This is a genomic window from Rhodococcus daqingensis (assembly GCF_042665615.1).
Taxonomy (GTDB): Bacteria; Actinomycetota; Actinomycetes; order Mycobacteriales; family Mycobacteriaceae; genus Rhodococcus_G; species Rhodococcus_G daqingensis.
In genome coordinates this window covers 392,142-414,430 of the sequence record NZ_JBHTCS010000017.1, presented here as the reverse complement: position 1 = coordinate 414,430, position 22,289 = coordinate 392,142, and the positions used below count along the sequence as shown (strand labels likewise).

Genomic DNA, 22,289 nt, shown 5'->3' with positions numbered 1-22,289 from the left:
CCAGCATGAACTGGTGACCGTCATGTGGGGCATGTGTTGACGATGAGCGACAAGATTGCCGCCGCCGAGTTCGGGCTGGATCTGACCCCGGGACCTGGGTCGGGCGAATACACCGTCAAAGTCGTGCGCGGTGCCTCCGGAGGAAGACCGCATTCAACGTTCAGGCTCGACGTCGACGCCCTTGCGGACTTATCCCGCAGCTTGGAAACCACAGTGTTGGCCTCCGCCGCTCGGGCCCGGCGCCGAGTGGTGCCGGAACTGGAGAGGCCGCTGCGAGAGGTCGGGTCCCAGCTATTTCAGGCGTTGTTCGCCGGGCCCATCGATACCGCCTATCGCTCCAGCCTCGCGGTAGCAGGTGAGCGTGGGGAAAAGCTCCGGCTGGTGCTTAGCATCACGGCGCCGGAGCTTGCGGTGATGCCCTGGGAGGCCCTCTACGACCGTGAGCTCGAGACGTACGTGTGCCTCAAGGATGATGTGGTTCGGCATATCGACGCCCCCTACACTCCCGACCCGCTGCCGGTGCGCCCGCCATTGCGGATCCTGGCGATCGTGGCCTCACCGAGGGGCCTGCCGGAGTTGAATGTTGACGCCGAAAGGCAGCACCTCGAGAGGGCCCTGGCTGGACCGATCTCGGCGGGGCAAGCGCGGCTGGACTGGGAGACTCAGGCGTCCTGGTGGCGCGTGCATGAGCGGCTCTTGCAGGAACCGTGGCATGTGCTGCACTTCATTGGGCATGGCGACTACGACTACGAGCGCGGTGAAGGACGGATCGCACTGGTGCGAGACGATGGGCGCGCCGATTGGGTTGATGCCACCAAGCTTGCTGACCTGCTGGGTGAGGCCGAACCGACGCCCAGGGTGGTTGTGCTCAACTCGTGCGCTTCGGGACAGAGCGGCAGCAATGACCTGTTCTCGGGCACAGCCGCCACGCTCGTCCGCAGAGGCATTAGCGCGGTGGCGGCCATGCAGTTTAGCGTCAGCGACACAGCGGCGGTGGCCTTTCCTCGCGGCTTTTACACCGCGCTGGTTAGCGGGCGCCGCGTCGACGAGGCAGTACGCAGCGGGCGCATCGATATCCGGGGAATAGGCGACGGGACCCTGGAATGGGTCACCCCAATCCTTCACGTCCGCGGAGACGCCACCGAATTGTTCCAGCTCGTCGGGGAACCGGAGCCCGTGAGGTACTCGGTCACGCGCGCCGATGAGCGCCAAGACCTGCTCGGAGATTCGCAATGGGCTGACGCACTAGGCGCCTACTACGCCAAACGCTGGCCCGAGGCCGTCGAACACTTCGAGGCGCTACAGGCGCGATATCCGGATGAGGCGCGGGTCGAGACGAGACTGCAACAGGCGCGCCGACAACGCGATATTCAAGACTGGTCAGCCAACGCGGACGCCAGCGCCCAGGAGGGCGACTGGGACACCGTGGTGAGCGCCTTGGAGCATCTCACCGCCCTTGATCCGAAACACCCCGATGCCGCCAGTCGTCTCGAACATGCGCGTATCGCCCAGCGATGCCGGTCGCTGGTTGATGAGATGACCGCACTGCATCAGGCCCGCCAATGGGATGCCGTCGTGGCCGCTGCACAGGAACTGGCCGGGCTCGACCCCGACAACCCCGACCCGGACGGAATCGTCTCCGACGCCCAAGCACAGATTCGCGACGCCCAGCTCGCGGACCGCTACGCCCAAGCGCTGAATCACCTCGACGAAGAGAATTGGCGGCAAGCAGCGGAGCTGTTCGCCGTTGTTGAACAGGATCAGCTGGGTTACCGAGACGCCTCGACGCTGCGCGCTACCGCCGAGCAACAATTGGATCTCGCCGATAAGTACCGCAGAGCGACCGAATCCCAGACCTCCGGCGAGTGGACAACCGCAGCAACATTATTCGGCGAGATCGTCGCAATGGACGCCCAATATCGCGACGCCGCCACCCGCCGCGATCAATGCAAGGCCACTTCCCCGGCTGACATCGCACCCACGGCACCGCCAGGCGCACCCACCCTCTCCGACAAGCATCGCACGGCACCCCGCATTGCAGCGCCACCGACCAAGTTCCAGCCCCTCTTTGCGCGGTTGAGTCGGCGCGTAAAAATCGCCGTGACCGCCGGGCTCGTCGCCACCATCGCTATCATCGCCGCCGTCATCACCCTCGCCCCCCAAACATCCCAAACGCCCCAAACGTCGCCCACGACCGAGCTGCCGTTTTCCGGCCGCCCAACCTGGGTGGCGGTGGACAGCGCCGGCGCCGTCTACGTCACCGACGTCGGCACAAACAGGGTGCTGAAGTTGGCCCCCGGGGCGACCAGCGCGACCGAGCTGGCGTTTTCCGGCCTCGGACACCCGGCCGGGGTGGCGGTGGACAGCGCCGGCGCCGTCTACGTCACCGACAACGGCTCCGGCACCAAGCGGGTGCTGAAGTTGGCCCCCGGGGCGACCAGCGCGACCGAGCTGGCGTTTTCCGGCCTCGAGCTCCCGGCCGGGGTGGCGGTGGACAGCGCCGGCGCCGTCTACGTCGCCGACTTCGGCACCAGCCGGGTGCTGAAGTTGGCCCCCGGGGCGACCAGCGCGACTGAGCTGGCGTTTTCCGGCCTCAAGCTCCCGGGCGGGGTGGCGGTGGACAGCGCCGGCGCCGTCTACGTCACCGACATCGTCACCAACCGGGTGCTGAAGTTGGCCCCCGGGGCGACCAGCGCGACCGAGCTGGCGTTTTCCGGCCTCGACAACCCAGGCGGGGTGGCGGTGGACAGCGCCGGCGCCGTCTACGTCGCCGACTTCGGCACCAAGCGGGTGCTGAAGTTGGCCCCCAGGGCGACCAGCGCGACCGAGCTGGCGTTTTCCGGCCTCGAGGTCCCGGGCGGGGTGGCGGTGGACAGCGCCGGCGCCGTCTACGTCACCAACAACGGCACCAACCGGGTGCTGAAGTTGGCCGCCGGCTAGGCGCTTCCGCCCGTCGCCGATGCTGCTGGACTCGAGTGCGGTTATGGACGGCCGTGTGGGCCGCACGGACGGGGCGCCATCGCGAATGGTGGAGTCGCGTCACCTCGGCCCGCGTCGTCAGCACACACGGCCGTCAGTGGCGTTGACGCTGAGCGGGTTACCGCACGTCCAATAGCGCGTTGACGCAACCGACGTCCGACCCGCCCGCACGGGCAGCGGACATCACTTGGCACCTCCGGACACCTTCACGAGTCTGGGGCCTACACGCGGTGCCGAGGCCCGAGATTCGGTTCCTCCGGCCTGGTGGTCGGTTCAATCCGTTGTCGGCGTCGCTCAGCGGTGTGCTGTTCTACGGCGGCGCAGGCACGTTTGTACTCGGCAAGTCGCAGTTCGATGGCGATGGGCTCGATCCTGCTCGCCTCCGCGGTGTTCCCGCTGCACGGGCCCGCCACGGCGGAGGACCTGGCGGCACCGCTCGTCGACTTCCTGCGTTCGGGTATCGGGGTCGAGCCGGTCGGGGCGTGACGCGCGCCCGTCAGAGCAGGCCTTCGGTGTCCTCCATCGCGGAGAACGGCCGACCCGACCGGCCCTCGACCATGTGGCTGCCCCAGAGGTCGATCGAGGTCACCGTCGCGACGCCTGCGCCCTCGGGCGTCTCGATCTCGAGTTCGGCACCGGGCGGGGCCGTCACACCGTCGGGCAACGACTCCGCCAGCCGACGGACCCGGCCCTGCCACAGATAGCGACCGCTGATCGGCTCGAAATGGCCGACCAGCTGGACATCGAGCGCCAGGGTGGGGTGCCCGCCGACGGTGACGAGCGCCTTGCCGGAATATCCGTCCGGTTCGTCGTGGTCCTCGTCGGGCGCGGCATCGAAGTCACTCACCCCGTCAGAATACCTGTTACTCCGGGTAACACAAGGTGCCTCAGAGGCCGTCGGTGGTGTCCCCACGGTGCAGCGGGTGCGGGTTGGCGTTGAACCGGGCGGGAGAGCCGGCGACCTCCGCGATCCCGGTGATGCCGCCCCAGGTCATCATCGTCAGGTAGTCGATGAGGTTCTCCGCGGTCATCGACTTGTTCGAGATCCACCAGTGGGTGGCGAGTTGCACGGCCCCGACGATCCCGTAGGCCCACGGCAGCGACCCGCCGGAATCCATCTCCATCAGGCGCAGGCGCTCGCCGAGCACGGCGGAGAGCAGTTCGGCGATCATCCGCTCCGATTCGGCGACGACGTCCCGGTTGCCGCCCGCGCTGTTCGCCATCACGTAGAGGTACACCTCCGGATCGGAGGCGACGGTCTCGACGTACGCGGTGATGGCCATCCGGGCCAGCTCGTACTCGTCCATGTCGCTGCCGATCGCGGCATACATCCGCGGTGCGAGCACCGTCTCGACGTAGCGCATCATGGTGGCGCTGGTCAGGTCGTTCTTGTCGTTGAAGTACCGGTACAGGACGGTCTTGGAGACGCCGATCTCGGACGCGATCTCGTCCATGCCGATATCGCGCCCGCGCACCCGGATCGCCGCGATGGTGCCGTCGACCAGCTCCTCGCGGCGCGCGATCTTGTGCTCGCGCCACCGCCGCTTGCGGCCGTCCGGCTTCTCGGGCTTGGCCGCCACCTCGGTTTGCTCGGGCTGGGTCCCGGCCTCGGTCTGGTCGGGGTCCTGTGCTGTTGGCACTGAGTTCTTGGGCACTGGGTTCGCCACATCCGTTCGGTTGATCTCCTGCACAGTTTAGGCGGGGCCTCAGGGTGGGAGCCGCTGATTGACGCGGCGTGGCCGAGAGATTCGGCACAATGGGCCTGGTGCAGTTGCTCACCGTCGATGACGCCGCCAAGAAGCGTGACCTCCGCCGGATGAAGGCTCTCGCCACGGGGTTCCTCGTCCTGGCCACCGTGGTGTACCTGGTGTCCCGCTGGCAGGAGACCAGGGGCGCCCCGGATTGGGTCGGCTATGTGCGGGCCGCCTCCGAGGCGGGCATGGTCGGCGCGCTGGCGGACTGGTTCGCCGTGACCGCGTTGTTCCGGCATCCGCTCGGGTTGCCGATCCCGCACACCGCGATCATCAAGAAGAAGAAGGATCAGCTCGGTTCGAACCTGAGCAGCTTCGTGGGGCAGAACTTCCTCGCGCCCGACGTGGTGTCGCAGAAGGTGGAGGCCGCGCAGATCCCGCTGCGGGTCGGCACCTGGTTGGCGCAGCCGGCGCACGCGACGAGGGTGGCCGCCGAGACGGCGACGATCCTGCGCGGGTTCGTCTCGGTGCTCCGCGACGAGGACGTCCAACAGATCATCGACAGCACCATCGTCCGCAGGCTCGCCGAACCGGCGTGGGGGCCGCCGATCGGCAAGGTGCTCGCCGAGCTGATCAAGGAGAACCGTCAGCTGCCGCTGCTCGACCTGCTCGCGGAGCGGGCTCACCAGTGGGCGCTGGGCAGCCAGGACACGATCGACCGGATCATCGACCGGGACAGCCCGGCCTGGACGCCGAAGTTCGTCGACGCGCTGCTCGGCGAGAAGATCTACAAGGAACTCGTGGAGTTCACCTGGAAGGTCCGCTCGAACCCGGAGCACGAGGTTCGGCTGGCGGCCAACCGGTTCCTCGTCGATTTCGCGAACGACCTGCAGCACGACCCGGCGACCATGGCCAAGGCCGAGAAGGTCAAGGCGGAGATCATGGGCCGCAAGGAGGTCACCGGCGCCGCCGAGGCCGCGTGGAAGGTCGCCAAGCGGATGATCCTCGAGTCGGTGGACGACCCGAACAGCACGCTGCGGGCGAAGACCCGCGACACCGTGATCCGGCTGGGGGAGCGGTTGCGCGACGATGCCGAACTGCGCACCAAGGTCGACGGCTGGCTCGACAGCGGGGTGCGGTACGTCGCCGCGAACTACACCGAGGAGATCACCGGGGTCATCACCGACACGGTGGCGCGCTGGGACGCGGAGGAGGCCAGCCGCAAGATCGAGCTGCAGGTCGGCCGGGACCTTCAGTTCATCCGGATCAACGGCACCGTGGTCGGTGCGCTCGCCGGCCTGACCATCCACACGGTCTCGCAGCTGCTGTTCAGCTGACCGTTGCCTCCTGCTAACTGGAGTGCTTGCAATAGTTAGCACTCTCCCGTACCGTGGGATTCACCCACCAGGTAGGGAGTGTGATGTCCGACGAAACGCCCGCCGGCGACAGTGCCGGTGACGTGGCTGCGCGGGTGGTCAGCTCCGCGGCCCAGGACATCGGCAGCTTCATCAAGTCGCAGCGCGAGGCCGCGCAGGTCTCGTTGCGGCAGCTCTCGCAGCTCGCCGGCGTCAGCAATCCCTACCTGAGCCAGATCGAGCGTGGGTTGCGCAAGCCCTCGGCAGAGGTGCTCGGGCAGATCGCGAAGGGACTCCGCGTGTCCGCGGAGGTGCTGTACATGCGGGCTGGATTTCTCGAAGATCGCCCAGCCAGTCCGGTGCGGGATGCCCTGCTCTCCGATGCCTCCATCACGGAGCGGCAGAAGCAGGTCCTCCTTGAAATCTACGAATCGTTTCGGCGTGAGAACAATCCGCGTCTCGACCCCCAGCCCGAACAGGAGAAGCAAGAATGACTGATCTCAAAGGTCTCGACAGCGTGAAGACCCCGTTGTACGCCGCCGTCGGCGCGGGCGACGTGGTCGTCCAGGCCGTTGCCGACGTGGTCGCCCAGGTGCGCTCGCGCGCCACCAGCGGCGAGGAGACGCTCACCGTCGACGCCGCCCGTGAGCGCTTCGAGAAGCTGACCGGCGACCTCACCGAGGGCGTCGAGAGCCTGCGCGAGAAGCTGGCCGGCCTGCCGTCCGAGCTGCCCGAGGAGCTCGCCGAGCTGCGCGAGAAGTTCACCGCCGAGGAGCTGCGCAAGGTCGCCGAGGCGTACCTGAAGGTCGCCTCTGACATCTACACCTCGCTCGCCGAGCGCGGCGAGGAGACCGTCGAGCGCCTGCGCAAGCAGCCCGCCGTCGAGGAGGGCATCGAGCGGGCCGAGTCGGTGCTCGGCGACGCGGCGACCCTGACCGAGGAGGCACTCGGCACCGTCGCCCGTCAGACCCGGGCCGTCGGCGAGCAGGCCGCCAAGTTCGCGGGCCGCGCCGCCGAGCGCATCAGCGACGTCGCCGACGAGGTCAGCGACGCCGTGACCGAGGCGGGCGAGAGCGTCGCCAGCCGCTTCGTCGGTGCGGGTGAGAAGGCGGAGTCCACCACCAAGACCGCCGCCGCGAAGGTCGACACCGCCGCCGCGAAGGCCCCGGTGAAGAAGGCTCCGGCCAAGAAGGCCCCGGCCAAGCCCGCCGCCGCGAAGCCCGCCGCGACCGCCGCCAAGGCCCCCGCGAAGAAGGCCCCGGCCAAGAAGGCCACCAGCTGAATCTCGCACAGCTGAAATCGGGTTCGGCCCCCGCGCATCACGATGCGCGGGGGCCGAACTCGTAGGATGGATGACATGCCGACCGTCAACGGCCTCACCGGCCTGATCATGCTCGCGCTCCAGCTCGCCGCCATCGCCGCGGGTGTTTTCGCGGTCTTCCACGCGATCCGGCAGCGCACCGACGCATTCACCGCGGTCGACAAGCTGAGCAAGCCGATCTGGCTGGGCATCTTGCTGGTCGCGCTGCTGGTGCTCCTGCTGCCCTTCGGGATGCTCTTCTGGATGATCGCGGTGGTCGCGATCTCCGTGTATCTGGTGGACGTGCGGCCGCGGGTGGACGAGGTGCAGCGCGGACCGCGCTGGTAGTTCCGGCGGACCCCGCGCTGGGACGCGTCAGAGCCGTCCACGCCCCGCGGCGACCCGAATAAGTGTCTGCGAATTTCGGTTACATATAGCCATTGACAACCAACCGTGCCGGCCGCATTGTTGAGTGACTCGGTTACGGCCCCCGGCAGGCGGGGGCCGTGATGCGCCCGCGCGTGGCGGGTCCCGATCGAGGCGAGACTCAGACACGGCACGGAGGTGGACAGGTGACGGCACAGTCACGGGGTTCGAAGCGAGGGATCCTCGTCGGAGCGGCTGCCGCGGCGGCGATCGTCGGTGTGGGGGCCGTTGTGCGCTCCCGGCGGACCGGGTCGGGCACGCCGTTCGTGGCCGAGCCGAATCCCGCGCTGAGCGACCCCGTCCACCGCCCCGAGAGGATCTCCGTGAGGTCCGCGGACGGGCACCCGATCCACGTCGTGGCCTACGGCGATCCCGACGCGCAGCCCATCGTGCTCAGCCACGGCTGGACCTGCTCGACCGCCTACTGGTACCCGCAGATCAACGCGCTCGGTGACGACTTCCGCGTCATCACCTACGACCAGCGCGGGCACGGCCGCACCGAGATCGGTCGCAATCCGCTGGGCACCGACCTGCTCGCCGACGACCTGGCCGCGGTGCTCGCGGCCACCGTCAGCGGTGACAAGAAGGCCGTCGTGGTCGGCCACAGCATGGGCGGCATGAGCATCATGTCGTGGGCCGGCAAGTACCCGGAGCAGGTTCGGGAGAAGGCCGGCGCCGTGATGCTGGCCAGCACCGCCACCGACAGCCTCATCGCCGAGAGCACGCTGATCCCGCTCTCGCAGAAGCTGCCGGCGATCCCGCCGCCGGTGGGCCGGGTGCTCCTCGGCTGGCGCAGCTCCGTGCGCGTCGACACGCCCGCCACCCGCCGCGTCATCCAGTACGCGGCGATGGCGCCCGGGTCCACGCGCGAGGAGGTCGAGTTCTGCACCCGCATCGTGCTCGACTGTCACGGCCGCACCCGCGGCGGCTGGGGCGCCGCGCTGAGCATGCTCGACATCCGCACCGCGCTGGAGAACCTGCAGGTTCCGACCACGGTGCTCGTCGGGACCGCGGATCGGCTCACGCCGCAGTCGCATTCACGCCGGATCTCGGAGGTGCTGGACGAGGCCGGGCACCTGGAGCGCCTGATCCGGCTGCCCGCGATCGGTCACATGAGCACCGTCGAGGCCCCCGAGCCCGTGAACGACGAGATCCGGCGCCTCGCCCGACTGTGAGTCCGTCTGGTCCGTAGGGGGACCAAAGGGACTCACGGGCGCGGAGCGCCTAGCTGAAGACGACGGTCTTGCGGCCGTGCACGAGCACCCGGTCCTCGAGGTGCCACCGCAGTCCGCGCGCGAGCACCAGCTTCTCGATGTCGCGGCCCTGGCGCACCATGTCGCGGACCTCGTCGGCGTGGTCGACCCGGATCACGTCCTGCTCGATGATCGGCCCGGCGTCCAGCTCGGCGGTGACGTAGTGGCAGGTGGCGCCGATCAGCTTCACGCCCCGGGCGAAGGCCTGGTGGTACGGCCGGGCGCCGACGAACGACGGCAGGAAGCTGTGGTGGATGTTGATCGCGCGGCCGGCCCAGTGCTCGCACAGCTCGGCGGGCAGCACCTGCATGAAGCGGGCCAGCACCACCGCGTGCGGATCGTGGGCGTCGACCAGCTCGCGCACCCGGTGGAACGCCGGGCCCCGCTCGGCCGGATCCTTGGGGAACGGCACGTAGTGGAAGGTGAGCCCGTGGGCCTCCACGACGGGCGCCAGGTCCATGTGGTTGCCGATGACCGCGCAGATGTCCGCGGGCAGTTCACCGCCCGCGGCGCGGCCGAGCAGATCGTGCAGGCAGTGTGCCTCCTTGCTCACCAGCAGCACGACGCGTTTGCGCTCGGACGAATCCTGCAGCGTCCATTCGGTTTCGGGCCCGAGCTCATCGGCGACCGCGGTGAACGCCGTGCGCAGCTCGTCGATGCTCATGTCGATCGAGGAGGCGCTGACGGCCTGCCGGGTGAAGAACCAGCCGCTGTCGGGGTCGGCGTGGTACGCGGCCTCGACGATGGATCCGCCGACCTCGGCGAGGAACGTGGAGATCCTGGCGACGATGCCGGTGCGGTCGGGGGTGCCGAGGGAGAGCACGAAACGGCGGTCGTCTTCGGTGGTAGGCGAGCTCATGGACCCAGTGTCGCAGGTACCGGTCGGCGTTCGACGACCGCCGTGGCCACCAGCGTGCCCAGGTCCAGCGTCTCGATGTCGCGTTCGGTGAGCAGCGCCAGGAACTCGAGCCGGATCGACTCGACGGCGGCGGCCTCGAGCCCGATGAGCGGGCCGCGCAGCACGCTGCCCAGCACCATGCCCCACGCCAGCTCGGGGGTCGCGGGCAGCCAGTTGGACATCTCGTTGATCTCGACGGAGGTGGTGCCGAATCCCGTGAGCCAGGAGCTCAGGCCGTCGGGTGTGTCGAGCTTCTTGAGCGGATCCTCGGCATCGTCGCGGGGGCCGGCGTCGAAGCCGGGTACGTGCCGGGCGACCGCGTCGAAGTAGGCGCCCGCGTAGTCCTCGAGCGCGCCGCGACGCCACGATGTGACGCCCACCTTGCCGCCCGGGCGGACCAGGCTGACCAGCCGGTTCACCGACTCGTCCATGTGCGGCAGGAAGAACACCCCGTAGGAGCTGGCCAGCGCGTCGTAGCCGGCCTCGGGGACGGTGCTCGGCGGTTCCCATTCGGTGGCATCGGCGCGCACGAAGTCAATGTTGGTCAGGGCACGATCGGAGGCGAGCAGCCTGCCCTCCTCCAGCAGGTCGTCCGCCAGGTCGACCGCGTGCACCCGCCCGCCCGGCCCGACGGCGGCGGCCGCGGGCAGGGCCGAGGCGCCGGCGCCGCAACACACGTCGAGCACCGTGTCGCCCGGCCGCAGCCGCAGCTGGAAGACGAGAGCCTGCCCGGCCGGGCCCCAGACCTGCGGGGTCAACCAGCTGAACTCGGCCGCGCCGGAGTTGAACACTGCGGCAAGCTCATCGGCACCCATACCGACACGGTAGCCGCGGATTCCGCCAGCGCGCGCTCACAACTCGTAGAACGGCTGCGCGTACCGGAACTCGCCGGTGACGTCGGGGGTGTACGCCGACAGGGTGCGGACCTGGAAATGCGAGACCCAGTCCGGGACACCGGGGTCGATGGACAGCGTCGACCCGGGGACGAACCCGAACCGCGGGTAGTAGTCGAGGTGGCCCAGCAACGCGACCAGGGGCTCGTCGAGGGCGTCGGCCGCGCCGAGGCACGCGTGCATCAGCGCCGCCCCGATCCCGTCGCCCTGATGGTGCGGCGGCACCCCGATCGGCCCCAGCGCGAGGACGGGGCGCCCCGCCACGGTGGCGCGGGTCAGGCAGACGTGACCCCGGATCTCCCCGTCGACCACGGCCACCAGCGAGAGCGCGGGCAGCCAGGCGTCGGAGGCGCGCAGCATCGCGACCAGGCCGACCTCCACCGGCTCGTCGGCGCCGGGCGGGATCTGGTCGGCGAAGGCGGCGCGGTGCACCGCCGCGATCGCGTCGACATCGGCGGGGAGTTCACGTCGGATCAGCATCACGGCAGTGTGCGGCGCGGCGCGGCGGCGGCGCAACCGAGTTTTGTCGCTGTGCCAAGCTCTTCGATATGCCTGACGCACCGCTGACCCGCGACCGGGTCGCCCAGATGGTCGACCACACCCTGCTCAAGCCGGAGGCCACGCCCGCCGACGTCGACGCGCTGATCGCCGAGGCGCGTGAGCTCGGCGTCTACGCGGTCTGCGTCTCCCCGTCGATGCTGCCCGTGCGCGCCGAGGGCCTGACGGTCGCGGCGGTCGCCGGTTTCCCGTCGGGCAAGCACCACTCCCTGCTCAAGGGGGCGGAGGCGCGGCTCGCGGTGGAGCAGGGCGCGCGGGAGATCGACATGGTGATCGACGTCGGTGCCGCCGTGGCCGGCGACTACAACGCGGTGCTCGCCGACATCCTCACCGTGCGGGAGGGGATCGGGGACGCCGCCGTGCTCAAGGTGATCCTCGAGTCCGCCGCGCTGTCCGATGAGGCGATCGTGGAGTGCTGCCGCGCCGCGGAGCGGGCGGGGGCGAACTTCGTCAAGACCTCGACGGGTTTCCACCCGGCGGGCGGGGCGTCCGCGGCGGCCGTGCGGTTGATGGCGCAGACCGTCGGCGGGCGGCTCGGGGTCAAGGCGAGCGGCGGGATCAGGACCGCGGACGCCGCGCGGGAGATGATCGAGGCGGGCGCGACCAGGCTGGGTTTGTCCGGTACCCGCGCGGTGCTGGACGGATTCCCGGCGGCCGGGTAGCGCGAACCGCCACCCGGCCACCGCGAGCGCGGATCACAGCAGGGAGCAGCCGCCGCCCGTGGCCTGCGCCTCGGGGGAGGCCTCCGGCATCGTGTAGGCGCCGCCGGCCATCGACATCTGCAGGCCACCGTCGGTGATGGTCAGCGAGGTCGGCGACATCCCGAGGGGGAGGGTCTGCAGGCTGGCACCGAGCACGTCGACGATGCCGCTGACCAGGTCGGTGGGCAGCCCGAGTCCGAGGACCGAGGCCTCGACCGTCTCCACGTCGACGGCGCCGCCCACGACCTGCGGCCGGACGGTCAGCTGCGCGAGCCCGATGACCTGGAAGGACAGCGTTCCCGCCGACGGGTCCGCGGTCACCCCGGAGACCAGCTGGCCGAAGGGCTGCGCCTGGATGGTCGCGAGGATTCCCTCGGTGGACCAGTCGACGTCGGCGGTGGAGCTACCGATCGTGCCCCCGGTCTCGGTCAGCTCGACGTCGTTGACCTTCGCCACGACGTGCATGTCCTTGGCGGGGCCGAAGCTGGAGTCGTCGCTGGTGATCTTGATGTACGGGACGTTCTTGTCGACCGCCTGCAGCAGCACGGGCTTCCAGCTCAGGTCGACGTCGACCTGAGACCCGAGTTCGCTCTCGAACTGGTCGGCCATGCACTGCTTGACGTTGTGTCGCACGAAGAGTTCGGCGGCGATCAGGACCGCGATCAGCGCGGCGATCACGATGAGGACGATCAGCAGGACGCGGTTGTTTTTCGATCCGGGGTTCGTGGACCGGGACGAAGCGTTCGCGGTGGTGGCCATTTCAGGGATTCTTCCCGAAGAGTCTGAGGGGGCTCTGAGAACTCGCTACGAGGATTTCCTGTGATCCACGCCACAGTCGCACGTACTGTGACGTCATGGACGACGGGGTCGTGCGGCACCGCGAGGACCGGGAGCGGGGACTGTACGAGCGTGCGCTCGAGCAGGCCGGGTACTTCACCGCGGGGCAGGCGCGGATGCTCGGCTTCTCGCCGGGGGAGATCAGCGGCGCGGTCGGCGCGGGCGGGTGGGAGCGCGTCGACCGGGACCTGTTCCGGTTGTCGCCATGGCCGCACACCGACCTGGAGGACGTGGCGCGGCAGTGCGTCCAGTTGCAGGGCGCGGTCGTCTCGCATCAGAGCGCGGCCGAGCTGTACGGGCTCGGGCACCTGCACCCGCAGTTCCTGCACGTGACCGCGAGCGCGCCCGTGCACGTCCGCACGGAGCGGGTCGCTGTGCACCGCGCCGAGCTGCTGCCCGCCGACCGCGAACACACCGGGGCCTTCCTGATCACCACCCCGCTGCGCACGGTGCTCGATCTGGCCGACGGCGGGATCTCCCAGTGGGTGCTCGACGAGGTGGTCGGCGATGCGCTGGCCATCGGCAGGCTCGATCGGGCCGGGCTCGAGGCCGGCTCGGTGGGGCGTTCGGTCCGGGTCGAACGCCGGGTCGGCCGGGCGCTGGCCGCCGGGGCCTGACCCGGCGGGCGGAAGTCAGAACCAGGCGTCCCGCATCTCCAGCGTGGTCCGGTCGAGCGAGGCGAGCAGCGCCAGCTGCGGGCCCGTCTTGGGCAGTTCGTACCGGAAGAAGAATCGGCCGGCCTGCCGTTTGCCGTCGTAGAAGTCGCCGGTCTTGCCCTCGCAGGCCAGCATCTGCTCGAGCCAGATCCACGCGACCACCAGGTGGCCGACGGTCTCGAGGTAGACCGAGCTGTTGGCGAGGGCGGCGTCGATGTCACCGGAGGCGAACAGGCCCGCGGTGACCTTGCCGACCTGGCCGAGCACCTCGCCGAGCTGCTCGGCCAGCTCCGCGAGCTCGCCGCCGGTCTCCGTCGCGTCCGCGATGGTGCGGCCGATGGATTCGCTCAGCAGCCGCAGGCTGACTCCGCCCTGCTGGGTCACCTTGCGGCCCAGCAGGTCCAGGCCCTGGATGCCGTGGGTGCCCTCGTGGATGGGGTTGAGCCGGTTGTCGCGGTAGTGCTGTTCGACGTCGTACTCGCGGGTGTAGCCGTACCCGCCGTGGACCTGGATCGCGAGGTTGTTGGCCTCGAGGCACCACTGCGACGGCCAGCTCTTGGCGATCGGGGTGAGGATGTCGAGCAGCAGGCCGATCCGGTTGCGCGCGGACTCGGTGGCGGCGATCCGTTGCTCGTCGACCATCCGCATGCAGAACATCTCGAGCGCCAGCGCGCCCTCCACGTACGACTTCTGCGCCAGCAACATCCGCCTGACGTCCGCGTGCTCGATGATCGGGACCGGCTTGGCGGCAGGGTCTTTCGCCGTGACCGGACGGCCCTGCTCGCGCGTCCGGGCGTAATCGAGCGACTTGAGGTAGCCGGTGTAGCCGAGCGCCGTCGCGCCGAGGCCGACCCCGATCCGGGCCTCGTTCATCATGTGGAACATGTAGGACAGGCCGCGGTTGGCCTCGCCGATCAGGTACCCGACCGCACCCGCCGCTCCACCGGGCGTGTGGGTGCCGTCGCCGAAGTTCAGCACCGTGTTGGTGGTGCCGCGGTAGCCCATCTTGTGGTTGAGCCCGGCCAGCGTCACGTCGTTGTGTTCGCCGAGGCTGCCGTCGGATTCGACCAGCAGCTTCGGGACGACGAACAGCGAGATTCCCTTGGTGCCCTCCGGGCCGCCGGGGATCTTCGCGAGCACCAGGTGGACGATGTTCTCGGAGAGCTCGTGCTCACCGCCGGAGATCCACATCTTGCCGCCGAAGAGTCGGTAGCTGCCGTCGGGCTGCGGCTGCGCGCGGGTGACGATGTCGCCGAGCGACGAGCCGGCCTGCGGCTCGGACAGGCACATCGTGCCGAAGTAGCGGCCCGCGACGAGCGGCCGCGCGTACGTCTCGATCTGCTCCGGGGTGCCGTGCGCCAGAATGAGATTGGCGTTCCCGATCGTCAGCATCGGGTACGCGGCGGTGCCGACGTTCGCCGCCTGGAACCATGCGAAACAGGCGGCGGTCACGGTGGCGGGCAGCTGCAGGCCGCCGGCCTCGTAGGCCATGCCCGCGCCCATCAGGTCCGCCTTCACGAACGCGTCGAGGGCCTCCTTGACCTCCGGGACCATGCTGACCGTGGTGCCGTCGAAGGTCGGCTCCTGGGCATCGCTGAGCTTGTTGTGGGTGGCGAAGTAGCGGGTGGCCAGCTGTTCGCTGAGGTCGAGCATGCCGTCGAACGTGTCCCGGGAATGGTCCTGATAGCGCGGGTCCTCCGTCAACGCCTCGACATCGAGCCATTCGTAGAGCAGGAAGTCGAGATCTCTCCGCGACAGCAGGGTCGAACGCATTCTCAGTGTCCCTTCGCAGGTGCTTCGGTCAGGGCCAAGGCTAGCCTGCAGCTTCGCGCGCAAAGATCCGCGTCGAGGGGCTGTTGAACATCGGGGTATACCCGACCTTGATTCCGGCCACCAGAAGAAGGCTGGCCGGCTCAGACAACCTATGCAACGCTCGCGGGTATGGGCGGGGACTTGGTATTGCTGATCGCCACGATCGGCCCGTTGACGCTGTTCGGGTGGGCAGCAATTCGGGCGAAGCACCGCGGGCTCGGGGGGTCGTTCGTCGGGCCGTTTCAGGAGATGTTCGATCCCGGTGCGGCGCGAGCACAGATCGTCATCGAGGAGATGGCGGAACTGCCGGATCCTGCGGACTCCGGCGACCCGGACAACGACGACGATGTGCCGTACGCAGTGGTGTACAAGGGGGTTCGGCTCTACATCAACCCTGGTAAGGCTCGGCGGCGCGGAGGTGACGGGACCACCAGGCGAGCTGGGTGAGCGCATCGGTGAGTGTCCTGTTCAGCGAACGTCAAACAGGACACCTTCGAGGGGAAGGTGTTGGTGTGGCGCGGATCACGGTGGCGTTCGCGCCAGTCGCGTTGACCTGAACCTTGGTTCATGTCTGAGAGTGGTGTCATCGATCGACGAGACGAGGAGAGTCCGATGACACAGCCCAGGATCCTGGTGGCCGGCGCGACCGGAAAGGTTGGCGGCGCGGTGGTGGCCCAACTGCACGCGGCGGGTGTGCCGGTTCGGGCGTTGGCGAGAGGGATGGCCTCCTTCCCGGAGGGTGTGCAGGTGGTACGCGGGGACCTCAGCGATCCCACGTCGCTGGACGAGGCACTGGTGGGCGTCGATTCGGTCTTCCTGGTGTGGCCGTTCCTGAGCGCCGAGGGCGCGCCGGCCGTGATCGACGCGATCGGAAAGCATGCCCGGCGGGTGGTGTACCTGTCCTCCGCCGGGGTCGGGGACGGGGAAGAGAAGCCGGGCGAGGCCATCACCATGTTCCACACGGAGCTGGAGCGGCTGATCGAGGCGTCGGGTTTGGAATGGACGGCGCTGCGGCCCACCGGGTTCGCGGGCAACGTGCTCGGATGGGCGGAGGAGATCCGCACCACCGGTGCGGTACGGGCGCCGCTGGCGAAGCTGGCCCGCCCCCTGATCCACGAGGCGGACATCGCGGCGGTCGCCGTCCAAGCGCTGACGACCGACGCCCTGCTCGGCGCCCGCCCCCTGATCACCGGCTCCGAACTGGTCACCCAGGAACGGCAGGTTGCGCTGATCGGCGAGGCGATCGGGCGTCCGGTGCGGTTCGAGGAGATCACGCTGGATGAGGCCATCGAGCAGATGAAGGCCGCAGGCTACCCGGTGGAGCTGGTGGAGGCCGTGATGCCGGCCCAAGCGGAGATGCTCAACAATCCGGAGCCGGTCAACGACGGGGTGGAGCGCATCACGGGCACCCCGGCCCGGTCCTTCAGGCAGTGGGCGGTGGATCACGCGGCGGACTTCCGCTGAGGGAGATGCCGACTGAGTAGCGTATGCCTTCGGATTGGCCGACGAAATATGGTCAATCCGAAGGTATTTCGCATACTCTCGCGACCCTCCGGCTTATCTGTCGACTGCCCGCGCTAGGGGATATCCCCCATTCCGATCTCGGGGTTGCGCCCGGATGCGCCCCGCTGCGGGCGAAACTAGCGTTCAGTTCATGACTTCGACCAGGCGAATGCGCCTCGCGGTGGCACTCGGCGTCTCTGCGATTCTCGTCGCCGGGGTGGCCGCCGCCGTCGTCCAGACCGCCGGTGACTCCCCTGTGGAGCGGTTGCGCCAGGACACCGAAGCGATCCACGCCCTCGGTATCAGCGGTGTGCAGGCCCGCGTGATCGCGCCTGACGGCCAGCAGTCGGTCGCCACAAGCGGAACCGCCGACCTGAACACGGGCCGACCGGTCGCTTCCGACGGCTACTTCCGCATGGCCAGCACGGCCAAGACGCTGGTCGCCACCGTGGTCCTCCAACTGGAGGCCGAGGGCCTGCTGTCTCTGGACGACACCGTCGACCACTGGCTGCCGGCAGTGGTGCAGGGTAACGGCAACGACGGCAGCCGGAGCACCATCCGTCAACTGCTCCAGCACACCAGCGGCATCCACGACGACCTGCCCGGATACACCACGCCGGAGGAGTACTACCAGCAGCGCCACGACGTCCACAGCTCCGAGCAGCTGGTTGTCCGCGCCATGGCACACGCGCCGGCCTTCCAACCCGGCGAGGACTGGGGGTACTCCAACACCGGCTACGTCCTGCTCGGCACGATCATCGAGAAGGCCACCGGTCAACCTGGCCACCAGGAGATCGAAGACCGCATCCTGCGTCCGCTCGGCCTCGACCAGACCCTGTGGACGGGCACCTCGCCCACCTTGCCCCAGCCGCACGCCCAGGCCTACCAGTTCTTCGGTCCCGGTTCCGTGGTGGACGTCACCGACCAGATACCGGTGGGTCACGAGGTTCTTTCGTGGGTCACGACCACGAACGACGAGAACGAATTCTTCCGCGCGCTGCTCGGGGGCCGCCTGCTACCGACGCGGCAACTGGAGAAGATGAAGCAGACCGTCCCCGTGAGCGCGGAGGTCCAACAGATGTGGCCCGGCGGCCGATACGGGCTCGGCCTGGTCGAACGCCCCCTGAGCTGCGGAGGAAGCTATTGGGGCCACGAGGGCGGGGACGGCGGCTACATCACCCTCAACGGTGTCACCGCCGACGGCGGGCGAAGCGCCGTGGTCTCCATGTCCGAGGCGCGCGGCGACACCCTGGAGCACATACAGGAGCAGGAGAACGCGGCCAGCGCCCTGATCGACCGCGCACTGTGTGTCTGAGGCCCCAGCGCCCAGTAAGCGGAGTTGTCGTCGCGGTTGGCTCGGCGCGGCTCAAACGGCAAGTCGCGGAACGCCGGTGTCATGGTGCCTGAGTTCGCGGTCAGCTCGACGCAGACACCGCGATCGACGTTCCGAGGTAGTCGGAGCTCGTCGAGGCATCCGCGAGAACTCGGCCGACCGCTCTGCGTGAGACCTTGCGCGAGCCGATTTCTCCTGTGGTGGAAACAAATTCGCGGTCGGCTGCGGGATCGTCCGTGAGGTGCATGGGTTGCACGATGGTCCAGTCGAGGCCACTTGCGCGCACGATGCTTTCCTGCTTGGTGTGGTCGGCGGCCTGCTGCTTGATCAGTACCGCGAAGAAGATCCGATCGACCAGGCCCAGCTTTGCAGCCGTCTCTCCGACGCCATAGGTGCTCTGCACGACGAGTCGAGTGGATCCACTGCGCTTCATCGCGGCGACGACATTGCGGGTTCCGCGCGAGCGGACGTCGGCGGCGGTGTGTGCGGGTCCGAACAGGCGCACGCGCATGGCATTCTCGCTGATCCCCAGCGTGAGGACGACCGCGTCGTGGCCCCGCACAGCGGCCTCGACGGCACTGGAATCGGTGGCGTCACCGTCGATGGTGCGCAGATCGCCCGAGGCATCGACGCGCAGTTCGCTGGCATGACGTGAGAACGCGGTTACCGAATGACCACGCCCGAGCAACTCGGCGACGACCGCTCGCCCGCTCCCACCCGTTGCACCGATGACGAGAACCTTCATGACATTTCTCCTTCGAACGAAGTCTGAACTTCCGACATGTCCACGGTATGAACAGTTGTCAGGATGTTCTATGGCACATAATCTGAAAGACATGTCCATTCGTCCAGAGGTCGTGGAGCCCTGGCTGCCGCGGGACCCGCTCGCTGAAGCGCTCTACCTGGTGCGCATGCGCGGGGTGTTCTACTCCCACACGGAGGCCACCGAACCATGGGGTCTGGAAATGCCACCGTTCGGAAGCTGCCTCACCTTCCACGTCGTCACTCGGGGCGGGTGCTGGCTCGACGTTGCGGGGGAGACCTCGGTGTACTTGCGTGCCGGTGACCTCGCACTCGTACCGCACGGGCGCGGTCACGTGCTTCGCAGCAATCCCGACGCCGCCGTCGACGGCCGCGTCGACGAATTGCCGCAACAGATGGTGAGCGAGCACTACTCATTGCTGCGCTGCGGGGGCGGCGGAGCCCGGACCACCCTGATCTGCGGAATCGTCAGCTTCGACCAGCCAGCCGTCGGGCGGCTGCTCGACCTGCTGCCGCCGATGATTCATTTCGACACCGCCGACGACCGCGATTCACCCATCGGTGATGCACTCCGGCTGATGTCAGCGGAGCTGAGGCTGCTGCGTCCCGGCGGTGAAGCGGTGACAACCCGACTCGCGGACATTCTCGTCATTGAGGCGATACGGTCCTGGCTGGCGGTCGACCCGGCCGCACGCACAGGATGGCTCGGGGCACTGCAAGATCCGCAACTGGGGCGCGCCATCGCCGCGGTCCATCGGTCACCCGGCGACGACTGGACAGTCGAATCCCTTGCGCGCGAAGCGGCTATGTCTCGCTCCGCTTTCGCGGCTCGGTTCACCGAACTCGTCGGTGAACCCGCCATGCGCTACGTGACAAGGTGTCGGATGGACGTCGCGCGCGCTCGACTCGAACGAGGTGACGCTACTGTCGCAGCAGTCGCAGCCGAACTGGGCTATCTGTCCGAAGCATCGTTCAGCCGGGCATTCACCCGGACCGTCGGCAGCTCGCCGGGTGCAGTTCGCCGTGGTGCGCTGAACGGGCCGCCGGCCCGCCTGTCGGTCGCGCTATCGGCTGAATCTCGTACCGGAGCACAGGGGAGGAGCGTGCTCGGCGGATGACGGTGATGCCGAAACGCTCGAAAGAGGCGCGCAGGTGGGTCTGCGCCTTCTCGTCGAGCCAGTCGCCGACGCCGCCGCGGTCTCAGCGCCAAGGATCCGCAACTACGGGTGGTCAATCGGCCACCCCGAACCCGACGGCTACCCGTTGGCAACAGCGGCATCACCGCTACCGTTCGGTGTAGTCGCGGCAACTGTGACCAGTTGTACTGGCGACCATTGCGGCCACCTGGCTGCGCCCAAAGTAACACTGAGAGCCGAGCCTTGAAGTGTCCCAACGCATTAGACAGCGACATGAAGGACACCGTTAGCGTCGTCCTCAGTCCGAGTGGGAACCGGGCTAGAGCGCCGGCGCGACCAGCGACCACGGGACCGTCAGCACGCAGTCGCGGAGCCGGCGGCGCGGGACCTCCACCGGCAGTCCCTGCTGCCGCAACAGATCCAGGGCGGCGCGCCAGCGCACCCGCGGACCGAACGGGGCGTGCGGGGCGGCGGTCGCCCACGCCCGGTCGGCCGCCTGCAGCAACTCGTGGACCGGCTCCCCGGCGACGTTGCGGTGGATCAGGGCCTTCGGCAGTCGTTCGGCGATGTCGCTGGGCCGTTCCACGTCGAACGGGTCCCAGGCGAGGGTCAGGGTGAGCGGCCGCTGCGCATCGAGCAGGACCCAGGCGCAGCGGCGGCCGAGCTCGTCGCAGGTGCCGTCGATCAGCAGCCCGCCCGGGGCCAGCCCGGACTGCAGCTTGGCCCAGGCGTCCGCGACGGCCTCCTCCGGGTACTGCCGCAGCACGTTGAACGCGCGGACGAGCACCGGGTTCAGCCCGGCCAGCTCGAAACCACCGCGCGCGAAGCTGACACCGTCGCGGCCCTCGACCACGCGCGCGGGATCGATCTCCAGGCCGACCAACCGGATGTCCCCGCGGACGGTGCGGAGCCGGGTCGCCAATTCGAAGGCTGTGTGCGGGCGGGCGCCGTAACCGAGGTCGACGACCAGCGGGTCGGCGGCCGCGTGCAACGCGCCGGCGACCGCGGTCCGGTGCACCAGCCAGCGATCGCTGCGGCGCAGCCGGTTGATGCCGGTGGTGCCGCGGGTGATGACGCCGTCCGGCTTCGCTCCACCTGTCTTGATGCTTGCTCCTACTGCTCCGCGAGCCAGTCGGCCGTGACCTTGGCCTCGGTCCGGAACAGTTCGACGAGGTTGACCAGCATGAGCTGCTCGAGCTTGCCCCCGACGAAGGGGATGAACACCTTCGCCTCGGACGAGGTACGGAGCGTGGAGCCGGTGTCGGTCCCGAACAACGTCATCGTGCCGGACAGGCTGCCCGGTCCGGCCGGGATGGACGCCGAATAGGTGCCGGTGACCTCCTCGCCGAAGGTGCTGTAGTGCTCCTTGCGGGTGATCACCATGTCCTTCTTCATCACGGTCTGCGCGATGTCGGGCAGGGTGTCGCGCGGGATGATGTGGTGGAAGACGAGGTCGATGCCGTCGTCGTCGATCTCGAAGCTCTCGACGTGGTTGTCGGAGAACTTGCGGAGCTCGACCATCCGAGCTTCCCAGTAGTCCCGGTTCGTCAGCGCGGAGTACACCTTCTCGGCGGGATGGGTGTAGCGGGCGGAGTAGTCGATGCGGCGAGCCATGACCGGCAAGGGTACCGGCTCGCCGCATCGCCGGGCTCATCCGCCCGGAATCATCGCGACTAGGCGTTCGCCGCGACCCACTCTTCGACAATTTCCTGGTCGCGGCCGAGGATGCCCAGGATCTGGTCGGCGACCATGCCCTCGATCGCCCCACCGATGAGCTTGACGTTCACGTCGACGTCGCCCTCGATGCGGAGGGTGGAGCCCTCGGGGGTGTCGATCAGGGTCGCGGTGCCGGTGGCGTTGATCGGGATGCCGGTGGCGACCGCGCTGAAGGTGCCTTCGGCCTTGCCGTCGACCAGGGGGCCCCACACCTCGCCGCGCACGATCGCCACGTCGCCCTTGATGACCTTGGTGACCAGGGAGGGGAGCTGGCTGGTGTCGATGGCCTGTGCCAGCCCCACGTCGATCGTGCCCTCACCGGTGGTGAGGTGGTCGAGCGTGATGCCCTTGTCGGCGCCGTTCTCGACGCGCTGGTTCCAGAAGCGTCCGTCGACGAGCGTGCGGTGCACGGTTTCGGCGGGCAGTGAATAGTTGGCAGTGAACTCAATTCGGCGTGACATGCCCCGCAGGTTACATGGG

At 68.6% G+C, this 22,289-nt stretch carries 24 protein-coding genes; 13 read left to right on the top strand and 11 right to left on the bottom strand.

What is annotated here, in order from left to right:
• Window positions 1–42 precede the first annotated feature (42 nt).
• Together ACFQS9_RS16025 and ACFQS9_RS16020 are read left to right on the top strand one after the other, a co-directional pair.
• Entirely contained in the window at window positions 43–2,940 is a 2,898-nt protein-coding gene (locus tag ACFQS9_RS16025; RefSeq protein WP_378406327.1) for a CHAT domain-containing protein, read from the top strand.
• A gap of 393 nt (window positions 2,941–3,333) precedes the next feature.
• Entirely contained in the window at window positions 3,334–3,465 is a 132-nt protein-coding gene (locus ACFQS9_RS16020) for a hypothetical protein (RefSeq protein WP_378406325.1), read from the top strand.
• A gap of 10 nt (window positions 3,466–3,475) precedes the next feature.
• On the opposite strand, the gene ACFQS9_RS16015 is transcribed toward ACFQS9_RS16020, so the two are convergent.
• Together ACFQS9_RS16015 and ACFQS9_RS16010 are read right to left on the bottom strand one after the other, a co-directional pair.
• On the bottom strand, window positions 3,476–3,826 hold the full coding sequence (locus tag ACFQS9_RS16015; protein WP_378406323.1) for a DUF4873 domain-containing protein: 351 nt from the start codon (window positions 3,824–3,826) through the stop codon (window positions 3,476–3,478).
• A 40-nt stretch (window positions 3,827–3,866) separates the two neighbouring features.
• Complete coding sequence (locus tag ACFQS9_RS16010; RefSeq protein ID WP_378406321.1) at window positions 3,867–4,634, bottom strand: TetR/AcrR family transcriptional regulator; 768 nt, start codon at window positions 4,632–4,634, stop codon at window positions 3,867–3,869.
• Window positions 4,635–4,735: 101 nt separating this feature from the next.
• Between ACFQS9_RS16010 and ACFQS9_RS16005 the strand changes: the two genes are divergently transcribed.
• From ACFQS9_RS16005 to ACFQS9_RS15985, 5 genes are all read left to right on the top strand, one after another.
• Window positions 4,736–6,007, top strand: a complete 1,272-nt coding sequence (locus tag ACFQS9_RS16005) for a DUF445 domain-containing protein (RefSeq protein ID WP_378406548.1) — start codon at window positions 4,736–4,738, stop codon at window positions 6,005–6,007.
• Between the two features lie 83 nt (window positions 6,008–6,090).
• The gene (locus tag ACFQS9_RS16000) at window positions 6,091–6,519 is read left to right on the top strand and encodes a helix-turn-helix domain-containing protein (protein WP_378406319.1); all 429 of its coding nucleotides are present in this window, start codon (window positions 6,091–6,093) and stop codon (window positions 6,517–6,519) included.
• Window positions 6,516–7,307: a heparin-binding hemagglutinin gene (locus ACFQS9_RS15995; protein ID WP_378406317.1), complete on the top strand. Its 792-nt coding sequence runs from the start codon at window positions 6,516–6,518 to the stop codon at window positions 7,305–7,307. Before ACFQS9_RS16000 ends, ACFQS9_RS15995 begins: the two co-directional genes overlap by 4 nt.
• A gap of 75 nt (window positions 7,308–7,382) precedes the next feature.
• A complete protein-coding gene (locus ACFQS9_RS15990) occupies window positions 7,383–7,673 on the top strand; it encodes a DUF2516 family protein (RefSeq protein ID WP_378406315.1) in 291 nt (96 codons plus the stop codon).
• Between the two features lie 224 nt (window positions 7,674–7,897).
• Complete coding sequence (locus ACFQS9_RS15985) at window positions 7,898–8,926, top strand: alpha/beta fold hydrolase (RefSeq protein WP_378406313.1); 1,029 nt, start codon at window positions 7,898–7,900, stop codon at window positions 8,924–8,926.
• Window positions 8,927–8,975: 49 nt separating this feature from the next.
• Here the strand turns inward: ACFQS9_RS15985 and purU are convergent, their stop codons facing one another.
• Genes purU through ACFQS9_RS15970 form a run of 3 tightly spaced genes read right to left on the bottom strand, consistent with a single transcriptional unit; the run spans window position 8,976 to window position 11,275 of the window.
• The gene (gene purU / locus ACFQS9_RS15980; RefSeq protein ID WP_378406311.1) at window positions 8,976–9,863 is read right to left on the bottom strand and encodes a formyltetrahydrofolate deformylase; all 888 of its coding nucleotides are present in this window, start codon (window positions 9,861–9,863) and stop codon (window positions 8,976–8,978) included.
• Complete coding sequence (locus tag ACFQS9_RS15975; protein WP_378406310.1) at window positions 9,860–10,717, bottom strand: class I SAM-dependent methyltransferase; 858 nt, start codon at window positions 10,715–10,717, stop codon at window positions 9,860–9,862. The genes purU and ACFQS9_RS15975 overlap by 4 nt, the downstream gene beginning before the upstream one ends.
• A gap of 36 nt (window positions 10,718–10,753) precedes the next feature.
• Window positions 10,754–11,275 carry a GNAT family N-acetyltransferase gene (locus ACFQS9_RS15970; RefSeq protein WP_378406308.1) on the bottom strand — a complete coding sequence of 174 codons (522 nt, stop codon included), beginning with the start codon at window positions 11,273–11,275 and terminating at the stop codon, window positions 10,754–10,756.
• Window positions 11,276–11,343: 68 nt separating this feature from the next.
• Here ACFQS9_RS15970 and deoC point away from each other — a divergent pair, with 68 nt between their 5' ends.
• Entirely contained in the window at window positions 11,344–12,015 is a 672-nt protein-coding gene (gene deoC, locus ACFQS9_RS15965) for a deoxyribose-phosphate aldolase (protein WP_378406306.1), read from the top strand.
• 33 nt (window positions 12,016–12,048) lie between these two features.
• Here deoC and ACFQS9_RS15960 read toward each other — a convergent pair whose 3' ends face one another.
• Window positions 12,049–12,813, bottom strand: coding sequence for an LmeA family phospholipid-binding protein (locus tag ACFQS9_RS15960; protein ID WP_378406304.1), 765 nt, complete (start codon window positions 12,811–12,813; stop codon window positions 12,049–12,051).
• 95 nt (window positions 12,814–12,908) lie between these two features.
• Between ACFQS9_RS15960 and ACFQS9_RS15955 the strand changes: the two genes are divergently transcribed.
• Complete coding sequence (locus ACFQS9_RS15955) at window positions 12,909–13,508, top strand: type IV toxin-antitoxin system AbiEi family antitoxin domain-containing protein (RefSeq protein ID WP_378406302.1); 600 nt, start codon at window positions 12,909–12,911, stop codon at window positions 13,506–13,508.
• Between the two features lie 15 nt (window positions 13,509–13,523).
• Here the strand turns inward: ACFQS9_RS15955 and ACFQS9_RS15950 are convergent, their stop codons facing one another.
• Complete coding sequence (locus ACFQS9_RS15950) at window positions 13,524–15,320, bottom strand: acyl-CoA dehydrogenase (protein WP_378406301.1); 1,797 nt, start codon at window positions 15,318–15,320, stop codon at window positions 13,524–13,526.
• A gap of 168 nt (window positions 15,321–15,488) precedes the next feature.
• On the opposite strand from ACFQS9_RS15950, the gene ACFQS9_RS15945 reads away from it, so the two are divergent.
• The 3 genes from ACFQS9_RS15945 to ACFQS9_RS15935 all read left to right on the top strand — a co-directional run bounded on the left by ACFQS9_RS15945 (window position 15,489) and on the right by ACFQS9_RS15935 (window position 18,177).
• A complete protein-coding gene (locus ACFQS9_RS15945; RefSeq protein ID WP_378406299.1) occupies window positions 15,489–15,806 on the top strand; it encodes a hypothetical protein in 318 nt (105 codons plus the stop codon).
• Window positions 15,807–15,971: 165 nt separating this feature from the next.
• On the top strand, window positions 15,972–16,823 hold the full coding sequence (locus ACFQS9_RS15940; protein WP_378406297.1) for an NAD(P)H-binding protein: 852 nt from the start codon (window positions 15,972–15,974) through the stop codon (window positions 16,821–16,823).
• A 190-nt stretch (window positions 16,824–17,013) separates the two neighbouring features.
• Window positions 17,014–18,177, top strand: coding sequence for a serine hydrolase domain-containing protein (locus ACFQS9_RS15935; protein WP_378406296.1), 1,164 nt, complete (start codon window positions 17,014–17,016; stop codon window positions 18,175–18,177).
• 100 nt (window positions 18,178–18,277) lie between these two features.
• Here the strand turns inward: ACFQS9_RS15935 and ACFQS9_RS15930 are convergent, their stop codons facing one another.
• The gene (locus ACFQS9_RS15930; protein WP_378406546.1) at window positions 18,278–18,940 is read right to left on the bottom strand and encodes an NAD(P)-dependent oxidoreductase; all 663 of its coding nucleotides are present in this window, start codon (window positions 18,938–18,940) and stop codon (window positions 18,278–18,280) included.
• A 70-nt stretch (window positions 18,941–19,010) separates the two neighbouring features.
• On the opposite strand from ACFQS9_RS15930, the gene ACFQS9_RS15925 reads away from it, so the two are divergent.
• Window positions 19,011–20,075 carry an AraC family transcriptional regulator gene (locus ACFQS9_RS15925; protein WP_378406294.1) on the top strand — a complete coding sequence of 355 codons (1,065 nt, stop codon included), beginning with the start codon at window positions 19,011–19,013 and terminating at the stop codon, window positions 20,073–20,075.
• A 337-nt stretch (window positions 20,076–20,412) separates the two neighbouring features.
• On the opposite strand, the gene ACFQS9_RS15920 is transcribed toward ACFQS9_RS15925, so the two are convergent.
• The 3 genes from ACFQS9_RS15920 to ACFQS9_RS15910 are packed head-to-tail and all read right to left on the bottom strand — an operon-like array spanning window position 20,413 to window position 22,270.
• On the bottom strand, window positions 20,413–21,198 hold the full coding sequence (locus tag ACFQS9_RS15920) for a class I SAM-dependent methyltransferase (protein ID WP_378406544.1): 786 nt from the start codon (window positions 21,196–21,198) through the stop codon (window positions 20,413–20,415).
• A gap of 8 nt (window positions 21,199–21,206) precedes the next feature.
• The gene (locus ACFQS9_RS15915; RefSeq protein WP_378406293.1) at window positions 21,207–21,707 is read right to left on the bottom strand and encodes a DUF2505 domain-containing protein; all 501 of its coding nucleotides are present in this window, start codon (window positions 21,705–21,707) and stop codon (window positions 21,207–21,209) included.
• 59 nt (window positions 21,708–21,766) lie between these two features.
• On the bottom strand, window positions 21,767–22,270 hold the full coding sequence (locus tag ACFQS9_RS15910; protein WP_378406292.1) for a DUF2505 domain-containing protein: 504 nt from the start codon (window positions 22,268–22,270) through the stop codon (window positions 21,767–21,769).
• Window positions 22,271–22,289 lie beyond the last annotated feature (19 nt).

Bases quoted from the DNA above. Each gene is read 5' to 3' on its own strand.
- ACFQS9_RS16025 (WP_378406327.1), top strand. From the start codon at position 43: ATGAGCGACAAGATTGCCGCCGCCGAGTTCGGGCTGGATCTGACCCCG.
- ACFQS9_RS16020 (WP_378406325.1), top strand. From the start codon at position 3,334: ATGGCGATGGGCTCGATCCTGCTCGCCTCCGCGGTGTTCCCGCTGCAC.
- ACFQS9_RS16005 (WP_378406548.1), top strand. From the start codon at position 4,736: ATGGGCCTGGTGCAGTTGCTCACCGTCGATGACGCCGCCAAGAAGCGT.
- ACFQS9_RS16000 (WP_378406319.1), top strand. From the start codon at position 6,091: ATGTCCGACGAAACGCCCGCCGGCGACAGTGCCGGTGACGTGGCTGCG.
- ACFQS9_RS15995 (WP_378406317.1), top strand. From the start codon at position 6,516: ATGACTGATCTCAAAGGTCTCGACAGCGTGAAGACCCCGTTGTACGCC.
- ACFQS9_RS15990 (WP_378406315.1), top strand. From the start codon at position 7,383: ATGCCGACCGTCAACGGCCTCACCGGCCTGATCATGCTCGCGCTCCAG.
- purU (WP_378406311.1), bottom strand. From the start codon at position 9,863: ATGAGCTCGCCTACCACCGAAGACGACCGCCGTTTCGTGCTCTCCCTC.
- ACFQS9_RS15975 (WP_378406310.1), bottom strand. From the start codon at position 10,717: ATGGGTGCCGATGAGCTTGCCGCAGTGTTCAACTCCGGCGCGGCCGAG.
- ACFQS9_RS15970 (WP_378406308.1), bottom strand. From the start codon at position 11,275: ATGCTGATCCGACGTGAACTCCCCGCCGATGTCGACGCGATCGCGGCG.
- deoC (WP_378406306.1), top strand. From the start codon at position 11,344: ATGCCTGACGCACCGCTGACCCGCGACCGGGTCGCCCAGATGGTCGAC.
- ACFQS9_RS15960 (WP_378406304.1), bottom strand. From the start codon at position 12,813: ATGGCCACCACCGCGAACGCTTCGTCCCGGTCCACGAACCCCGGATCG.
- ACFQS9_RS15955 (WP_378406302.1), top strand. From the start codon at position 12,909: ATGGACGACGGGGTCGTGCGGCACCGCGAGGACCGGGAGCGGGGACTG.
- ACFQS9_RS15950 (WP_378406301.1), bottom strand. From the start codon at position 15,320: ATGCGTTCGACCCTGCTGTCGCGGAGAGATCTCGACTTCCTGCTCTAC.
- ACFQS9_RS15945 (WP_378406299.1), top strand. From the start codon at position 15,489: ATGGGCGGGGACTTGGTATTGCTGATCGCCACGATCGGCCCGTTGACG.
- ACFQS9_RS15940 (WP_378406297.1), top strand. From the start codon at position 15,972: ATGACACAGCCCAGGATCCTGGTGGCCGGCGCGACCGGAAAGGTTGGC.
- ACFQS9_RS15935 (WP_378406296.1), top strand. From the start codon at position 17,014: ATGACTTCGACCAGGCGAATGCGCCTCGCGGTGGCACTCGGCGTCTCT.
- ACFQS9_RS15930 (WP_378406546.1), bottom strand. From the start codon at position 18,940: ATGAAGGTTCTCGTCATCGGTGCAACGGGTGGGAGCGGGCGAGCGGTC.
- ACFQS9_RS15925 (WP_378406294.1), top strand. From the start codon at position 19,011: ATGGCACATAATCTGAAAGACATGTCCATTCGTCCAGAGGTCGTGGAG.
- ACFQS9_RS15915 (WP_378406293.1), bottom strand. From the start codon at position 21,707: ATGGCTCGCCGCATCGACTACTCCGCCCGCTACACCCATCCCGCCGAG.
- ACFQS9_RS15910 (WP_378406292.1), bottom strand. From the start codon at position 22,270: ATGTCACGCCGAATTGAGTTCACTGCCAACTATTCACTGCCCGCCGAA.